The organism is Campylobacter concisus ATCC 51562 (assembly GCF_000466745.1).
GTDB classification, from domain to species: Bacteria; Campylobacterota; Campylobacteria; order Campylobacterales; family Campylobacteraceae; genus Campylobacter_A; species Campylobacter_A concisus_B.
Window position 1 is genome coordinate 215636 of the sequence record NZ_ANNI01000001.1, and the last position, 6815, is coordinate 222450.

Consider the following 6815-nt stretch of genomic DNA (forward strand, 5'->3'; position numbering starts at 1 on the left):
CCAAAGTGATAAAGATAGATAATGCACCAGACCCTAAGAAAAAAGTGGTTGAGGTAAAACATATTCTAGAAAAAGAAAAGGTAGATATCTACAGATTTTCAGAAAATGTTTTGCATGAATTAAGCGACGATAATGTTCCATCTACGCCAAATAATTACTCTATTTATTTTGAGAAAATGCTTGATGGGCAGCCTGATGAATTTAGAAAAGAGATCGGTGATATGATAGTCATAAATTCCGAGATCTCAGTGCCATCAGGCAGCAATATATCTATTGAAAAAGAGATAAAGCAAGGATTTATCCAAATAAAAAGCATGCTTCAAGCTGTGGTGCTAATCTATAAAAATTTAGGCATCATGAGAGGCCTAGTGCAAAAGCGCATGGATGCACTCAAAAACAATACAAATATCCTAGCTCTTCAAAATGTTTTAAGCGCATTTAACCATGACTTAATAAAATTAAACAGCCTTATGGATAAGCATCTTGATGTCATTAAAGTAAGCTATGACGAAGTAGCCAAGATGCTTAAATCTATTGAAGAGCAGTCGATTTATGATACGACATATGACGTCTATAATAAAAAATTTCTAGTAGCCACAGTGCAAAGTGAAGTAGAAGCTGTTAAAAGATATGGCTATAACGCATCGTTTTTACTAGTAAGAGCAAAAGATAGATTTACAAATCGTGTTAAAAATTTAAAAGAGCGAAACAATATGTATAAAGCTATATCACAGCTTCTTTTAAGAACTTCTAGAAGAAGCGATATAGTAGCTCATTACGGTGATGGCTGTTTTGCGATGGTTATGAAATATACTGATGAAAATGGCACAAAACAAGCCGGTAGCAGAATTTTAAATATGCTTTCGTCTATACCTTGGAAGATAGATGGTGAAGAGTGCAAACTCGACATCCAAGTGGTTTCAAGCATGATAACAAAAACAAGAAGTGCTGAAGAATTAATCTCTTACTCGTTAGATCAACTAATACTAACACAAGATGATGAGCAGCCTATATTTTTGGGTGAATAAGTAGGAGTTTGAGCTTGATCTTAGAGGTTTTATCTTATCCAAATAAAAAACTTTATGAAGTTTCAAAAGAAGTTAAAAATTTTGATGAGGAACTTCACAAACTACTTGATGATATGTATGATACGATGATTGCAAAAGAGGGCATCGGCCTTGCAGCTATTCAGATAGGTGTCGCAAAAAGAATTTTTATTATAAATCTAGCCAATGACGATGGCGTACAAGATAAAGAAAATCTAATCGAGATCATAAATCCAAAATTTGAGCTACGTGAGGGTGAGTGTGTCTATCAAGAGGGCTGCCTTAGTGTGCCCGGATATTATGAAGATGTAAAAAGAAATGAAGTTGTGGCCATCAAATATCAAGACCGCTTTGGCAAAGAGCAAAGCTTAAAGGCTGATGGGCTTTTGGCTATCGCTATCCAGCATGAAAATGATCATTTAGATGGACATCTTTTTATAGAAAAAATCGGCTTTAATAAACGCAAAAAATTTGATAAGGAATACAAAAAGCAAAAAAAAGAAAAAGCTTCATGAAGTCTTTAAGATGTGCTACTTACGGCGATGGGCTAAAGATAATTGACGTTGAGTCTATCTTCTCTCGTGGGCTTCCTGGTTTTAGCATCGTTGGGCTTGCAAGCACAAGTATAAAAGAGAGCACAGAACGCGTAAAGGCAGCACTTCTAGCGCTTGATTTTTCCTTCCCAGCACAAAAGATAACCATAAATTTATCCCCTTCAGATCTACCAAAGAGTGGCTCACATCTTGATCTAGCTATCGCTCTTCTTATAGCTCTTCAAAAGACAAAAAGCTTAGAGAAAATTTTTGTATTTGGCGAGCTCGGGCTTGATGGAAGCGTAAAAAGCACAGCAAATTTATTTTCTATTTTACTTTTTTTAAGCACGCAGGTAAAAAACGTAAAAGTCTTAGTGTCAAAAGAGATAGCGCAAAAAGCTTCTATGATCCCAAATTTAGAGATTTATGCGGTTAGTACTCTAGAGGAAGCGATTAGATTTTTTAATGACGCAGAATTTGCAAAAAGTATACGTTTTAACGCCACTCATGAACTATTTTCAAATGTGATAGAAATTTCTGGCAAAAGATATGTTCCAAATTTAAACTTCGAGCTTGACTTTAGGGATGTTTTGGGTCAGGATCGCGCAAAAAGAGCCTGCGTTATTGCGGCCGTTGGTATGCACAATATTTTATTTGAAGGCAGCCCAGGAAGCGGCAAAAGTATGTGCGCAAAACGCCTAGTTTATATCATGGCGCCACAAAGCTTAGAAGAGGTGCTAAAGTCTGCCGCTTACCGCTCTTTAAATCTTCAAGATAGTGAATTTACAAGCACTAGAGCTTTTCGCTCACCACATCATACCTCGACAAAAAGTTCAATATTTGGTGGTGGCTCAAATGTCGCAAAGATCGGCGAAATCGCACTTGCAAATGGTGGAGTGCTATTTTTTGACGAATTTCCACACTTTTCTAAACAAGTGATCGAGAGTCTTAGAGAGCCACTAGAGGACAATCAAATCCACATCGCAAGAGTGAATTCAAAAGTGACTTATGAAACGAAATTTATCTTTGTAGCAGCTCAAAATCCTTGCCCTTGCGGAAATTTATTCTCTCGCAATCTAAATTGCAAATGCAGCGAAAACGAGATAAAAAACTATAAATCAAGAATTTCAGCTCCAGTGCTTGACCGCATTGATTTAAAAGTTGCTATGGACGAGAGTTCGCCAGGTGACAAGGCGAGTTTGAGCTCACAACAGATGAGCGATATGGTTTTAAAGGCGTTTATGTTTCAAAAAAAGCGCGATCAAGATGAGCTAAACGGCAAGCTAAATGATGCACAAGTAGAAAAATTTTGTCTACTGGATAATGAAGCAAGAGAAATTTTACAAAAGGCAGCCTCGAGGTACAATCTTTCTCAAAGAGGCATAAAAAGGACACTTAGAGTGGCTAGAAGTATCGCTGACCTTGATGAGAGTGAGCAAATTTTAAAGCCTCACATCTTAGAGGCGCTTAGTTTTAGGGCATAAAGATGAAAAATTTATATTTAGATACAAGAATTTTAGACGAGCGAGCGAGTAAGAAATTTGGCCTTAGTGAAGAGCTTTTAATGGAAAACGCTGCCGCTGGCATAGCAAATTTCATCCGTAAGAAATTTAAAAAAGGTATGAGGGTACTAGGTATTTGCGGTGGTGGGAATAACGGTGCTGATGTGCTTTGCGCGTTAAGAATGCTTGAGGGCGAGTTTGAATGCGAATTTATCTTAGCTAGTCAGAATTTAAAGCTACTTGCGAGTAAGCAGCTTGAACGTGCAAAACTAGCTAATGTGCACGAAAGCCACGATATAGACATTAGTTTAAAAGAGGCGGACTGTGTCATAGATGGACTTTTTGGCTCTGGTTTAAATAGAAATTTAGACAAAAATCACATAGAGCTTATCTCAAAGATAAACAAAAGCCCTGCTTACACCATCGCTTGTGATATGCCAAGTGGACTAAGTAGTGATGGCAAAGTGTTAGGTGCTTGCGTAAAAGCAGACACCACTATCACGATGGGAGCTAGAAAGCTTGGGCTTTATAGCGACGCGGCAAAGGACTTTGTTGGCAAGATAAAGGTCGCTGATCTTGGCATAAGCGCGCAAAACTACGAATGCGAGAGCGACTATCACTTGCTTGAAAAACGCGACCTTGTGCTTCCAAATAGAAAAAATCAGTGCGTAAATAAGGGCGACTTTGGCCACGCATTTATTGTATCTGGCGAGCACATAGGAGCTAGCAAACTTTGCGCAAAGGCAGCATTTGCTTTTGGGACTGGGCTAGTTAGCGTGATAAGCAATGAGAGTCTAAATTTGCCAACGCAGATCATGCAAGCTAGCAAGATAAGCGATAAAATGAATGCCGGAGCCGTTGGCATGGGGCTTGGCAAAAAGGGCGTAGAAGAGCTTGATACACAAATTTTAAAAGGCAAAAAGCTTGTTCTTGACGCTGATATCTTTTACAGCGCAAAAGTGCTTGAACTACTAAATGAAAACTGTGTTTTAACGCCCCATCCAAAGGAGTTTTGTTCACTTTTAAATCTTTGTAATATAGCAGATATCGACGTAAAAACATTACAAGAAAATAGATTTGCTTATGCTAAGTCTTGGAGCGAGAAATTTAAGGCCGTGCTCGTGTTAAAAGGCGCAAATACAATAATTGCTAAAGATGGAAAAATCTATATCATGCCTTATGGTAAAAATATACTTGCAAAAGGTGGCAGTGGTGACGTGCTAAGCGGATTTGTACTTGCTCTTTTAGCTCAAGGCTATGAGCCACTAAATGCTGCCATATCGGCTACACTAGCTCATGCACTAAGCCTTAGAAATTTTGGCAAAAACAGCTACGCGCTCGAGCCAACAGACATTATAAAAGGAGTAAAATGCTTACGAAAAAAATAGCCGTACTTTTTAGCGGTAGTGGCTCAAATTTAGAAGCGATACTTAAAAAAGTTCATAATCAAATTTTTAATGGTATAAAAATCGAAGTTTGCCTTTGTATTTGCAACAAGCCAGGAGCATATGGCATCGAGCGTGCTAAGAAATTTGGGCTTGATACGACGATAATAGAGAGTGCCAAATTTGCAAATAGAGAAGAATTTGACGCTGCAGTTGTGGAACAAATTTTAAAAAGCGGCGCTGAACTAACGGTGCTTGCTGGGTTTATGAGGATATTAACTCCTGTTTTTACATCAAAGATAAAAGCCATAAATTTACACCCATCTATATTGCCACTTTTTAAAGGCGCTCATGCGATAAAAGAGAGCTTTGAGAGCGAGATGATGCTTGGCGGAGTTAGCGTACACTACGTGAGCGAGGAGCTTGACGGAGGTAAACTCATCGCACAAAGAGCGTTTGAAAGAGAAGATGGTATGAGTTTGGAGGATTGGGAGAGCAAAATCCATGCGATAGAGCATGAAATTTTGCCTGAGAGCATAATAAAAATTTTAACAAAGGAAGCAAATGTTTGAATGGTTTAGTTCGCCAGAAGCGTGGATATCGCTACTTACGTTAACTGGCTTAGAGATAGTTTTAGGCATAGATAACATTATATTTATCGCTATTTTGGTAGGTAAACTACCTCCAGAGCAGCGCGGTAGTGGTAGGATCGTTGGCCTAGGGCTAGCTATGGTGACTAGAATTTTACTTTTACTTTCATTGTTTTGGATCATGAAGCTTACGAAGCCACTCTTTACTATCGCAGAATTTAGTATAAGCGGCCGAGATTTGGTACTTATACTAGGCGGTCTATTTTTACTCGTAAAATCAACCCTTGAAATACATTCTAGTGTTTCGGGTGAGGGCGAAGAGCATAAAAATAGTAAAAAATCACATGCAAATTTCTTGGTTATTGTAAGTGAGATAGCTGTTTTGGATATTGTTTTTTCTCTTGATAGTGTTATCACGGCTGTTGGAATGGCTGAGCATATAGAGATAATGATCATAGCTGTTATTTTAGCAGTTGGTGTAATGATGATAGCGTCAAAAGGTATTTCTAATTTTGTAGATAATAACCCGACTATAAAAATTTTAGCACTTGCATTTTTGGTGCTTGTGGGCATGACGCTCGTTGCTGAAGGATTAGGATTTCATATTCCAAAGGGGTATATCTATTTTGCGATGGCATTTTCATTGGCAGTGGAAAGTATAAATATTTATGCTAAAAAGAAAGTGTTAGCTAAATAATATTTTTACGATGATGAAAAAGCTAATGATATGATGGATAAAATGTTAATCAAAAAATTTTAGCCCGAAAAGATAAATCTGTTGAAATTTGAAGGTAAAATTTTGATAAGCATAAAATGCATAATAGATAGTAGATCGATGTTTGTTTTGTTGTAATATCAGTGTAAAATATTCGTGTCAAGCTACTTAAAAATCCGTGAAATAAAGGACATACTTTATAGCTAGGTAGTAAAATAGAGAAGTATAAAAAGCTTGCGTGTGTAAAAAATTAAGTATTTGGCGAAGTATTAATTAATATTTTTGATTGAATTATCTTTTATATATAATTTCTATTAATTTAAGTGTTTTTTAATTGACTTTATAAAAAAAACAAGTTAAAATACGACTTTTTAATGAGGTAGTGGCATAAACTTACAAACACGACTCAGGCGGGGTGTAGCGCAGTCTGGTTAGCGCATCTGGTTTGGGACCAGAGGGCCGAAGGTTCGAATCCTTTCACCCCGACCATGTTAGATGGTGAGTGTAGCTCAGTCGGTTAGAGCATCAGATTGTGGTCCTGAGGGTCGTGGGTTCGATTCCCATCACTCACCCCATTTTGGGCGCTCGTAGCTCAATTGGATAGAGCGACAGACTTCGGATCTGTAGGTTATGGGTTCGACTCCTATCGGGCGCGCCACTTAAAATACTTTATGCGCTCATAGCTCAGCTGGATAGAGCAACGGCCTTCTAAGCCGTAGGCCTCAGGTTCGAATCCTGATGGGCGTACCACTTTATTATTGTTGTGCGGATGTGGTGAAATTGGCAGACACGCCAGACTTAGGATCTGGTGCCCCACGGCGTGAAGGTTCAAGTCCTTTCATCCGCACCATTCTTTTTTATAATTTGAAATAGTCTTATATAATCAGCATTTATTGTAGAAGATATTAGATATTTTTCTTGTTTCTTGACATGCAATAATGTTTTTTGTATAATCTCAATTCTTTTTTAAGCAAATGTCTTGCTAGCTCAGTCGGTAGAGCATCTCACTTTTAATGAGGGGGCCGTTGGTTCGAATCCAACGCA

6 protein-coding genes and 5 tRNA genes are annotated in these 6815 nt (G+C 38.0%); all 11 read left to right on the forward strand.

The window, feature by feature from the left end; translation table 11 throughout:
- Positions 1-5: 5 nt before the first annotated feature.
- The 11 genes from ATCC51562_RS01075 to ATCC51562_RS01125 all read left to right on the forward strand — a co-directional run bounded on the left by ATCC51562_RS01075 (position 6) and on the right by ATCC51562_RS01125 (position 6621).
- Positions 6-1028: a GGDEF domain-containing protein gene (locus ATCC51562_RS01075; protein WP_021090321.1), complete on the forward strand. Its 1023-nt coding sequence runs from the start codon at positions 6-8 to the stop codon at positions 1026-1028.
- A 14-nt stretch (positions 1029-1042) separates the two neighbouring features.
- Positions 1043-1561 (forward strand): peptide deformylase, encoded by a 519-nt coding sequence (gene def, locus ATCC51562_RS01080; RefSeq protein WP_021090360.1) that lies wholly within the window; start codon positions 1043-1045, stop codon positions 1559-1561.
- Entirely contained in the window at positions 1558-3063 is a 1506-nt protein-coding gene (locus ATCC51562_RS01085) for a YifB family Mg chelatase-like AAA ATPase (protein ID WP_021090204.1), read from the forward strand. Before def ends, ATCC51562_RS01085 begins: the two co-directional genes overlap by 4 nt.
- A gap of 2 nt (positions 3064-3065) precedes the next feature.
- The gene (locus ATCC51562_RS01090) at positions 3066-4469 is read left to right on the forward strand and encodes a bifunctional ADP-dependent NAD(P)H-hydrate dehydratase/NAD(P)H-hydrate epimerase (RefSeq protein WP_021090279.1); all 1404 of its coding nucleotides are present in this window, start codon (positions 3066-3068) and stop codon (positions 4467-4469) included.
- Complete coding sequence (gene purN / locus ATCC51562_RS01095; protein ID WP_021090256.1) at positions 4451-5038, forward strand: phosphoribosylglycinamide formyltransferase; 588 nt, start codon at positions 4451-4453, stop codon at positions 5036-5038. Before ATCC51562_RS01090 ends, purN begins: the two co-directional genes overlap by 19 nt.
- Entirely contained in the window at positions 5031-5753 is a 723-nt protein-coding gene (locus tag ATCC51562_RS01100; protein ID WP_021090387.1) for a TerC family protein, read from the forward strand. The genes purN and ATCC51562_RS01100 overlap by 8 nt, the downstream gene beginning before the upstream one ends.
- A 429-nt stretch (positions 5754-6182) precedes the next feature.
- Positions 6183-6260 (forward strand) — tRNA-Pro (locus tag ATCC51562_RS01105).
- A 9-nt stretch (positions 6261-6269) separates the two neighbouring features.
- A tRNA-His gene (locus ATCC51562_RS01110) sits at positions 6270-6346 on the forward strand.
- A 6-nt stretch (positions 6347-6352) separates the two neighbouring features.
- Positions 6353-6429, forward strand: a tRNA-Arg gene (locus ATCC51562_RS01115).
- Positions 6430-6444: 15 nt separating this feature from the next.
- Positions 6445-6521, forward strand: a tRNA-Arg gene (locus ATCC51562_RS01120).
- A 15-nt stretch (positions 6522-6536) separates the two neighbouring features.
- Positions 6537-6621: transfer RNA gene (locus ATCC51562_RS01125), tRNA-Leu, on the forward strand.
- The last annotated feature ends 194 nt before the right edge of the window (positions 6622-6815 follow it).

Excerpts from the sequence above, each read along its gene's own strand:
- ATCC51562_RS01090 (WP_021090279.1), top strand. The coding sequence starts at position 3,066 with ATGAAAAATTTATATTTAGATACAAGAATTTTAGACGAGCGAGCGAGT.
- ATCC51562_RS01100 (WP_021090387.1), top strand. The coding sequence starts at position 5,031 with ATGTTTGAATGGTTTAGTTCGCCAGAAGCGTGGATATCGCTACTTACG.
- purN (WP_021090256.1), top strand. The coding sequence starts at position 4,451 with ATGCTTACGAAAAAAATAGCCGTACTTTTTAGCGGTAGTGGCTCAAAT.
- ATCC51562_RS01085 (WP_021090204.1), top strand. The coding sequence starts at position 1,558 with ATGAAGTCTTTAAGATGTGCTACTTACGGCGATGGGCTAAAGATAATT.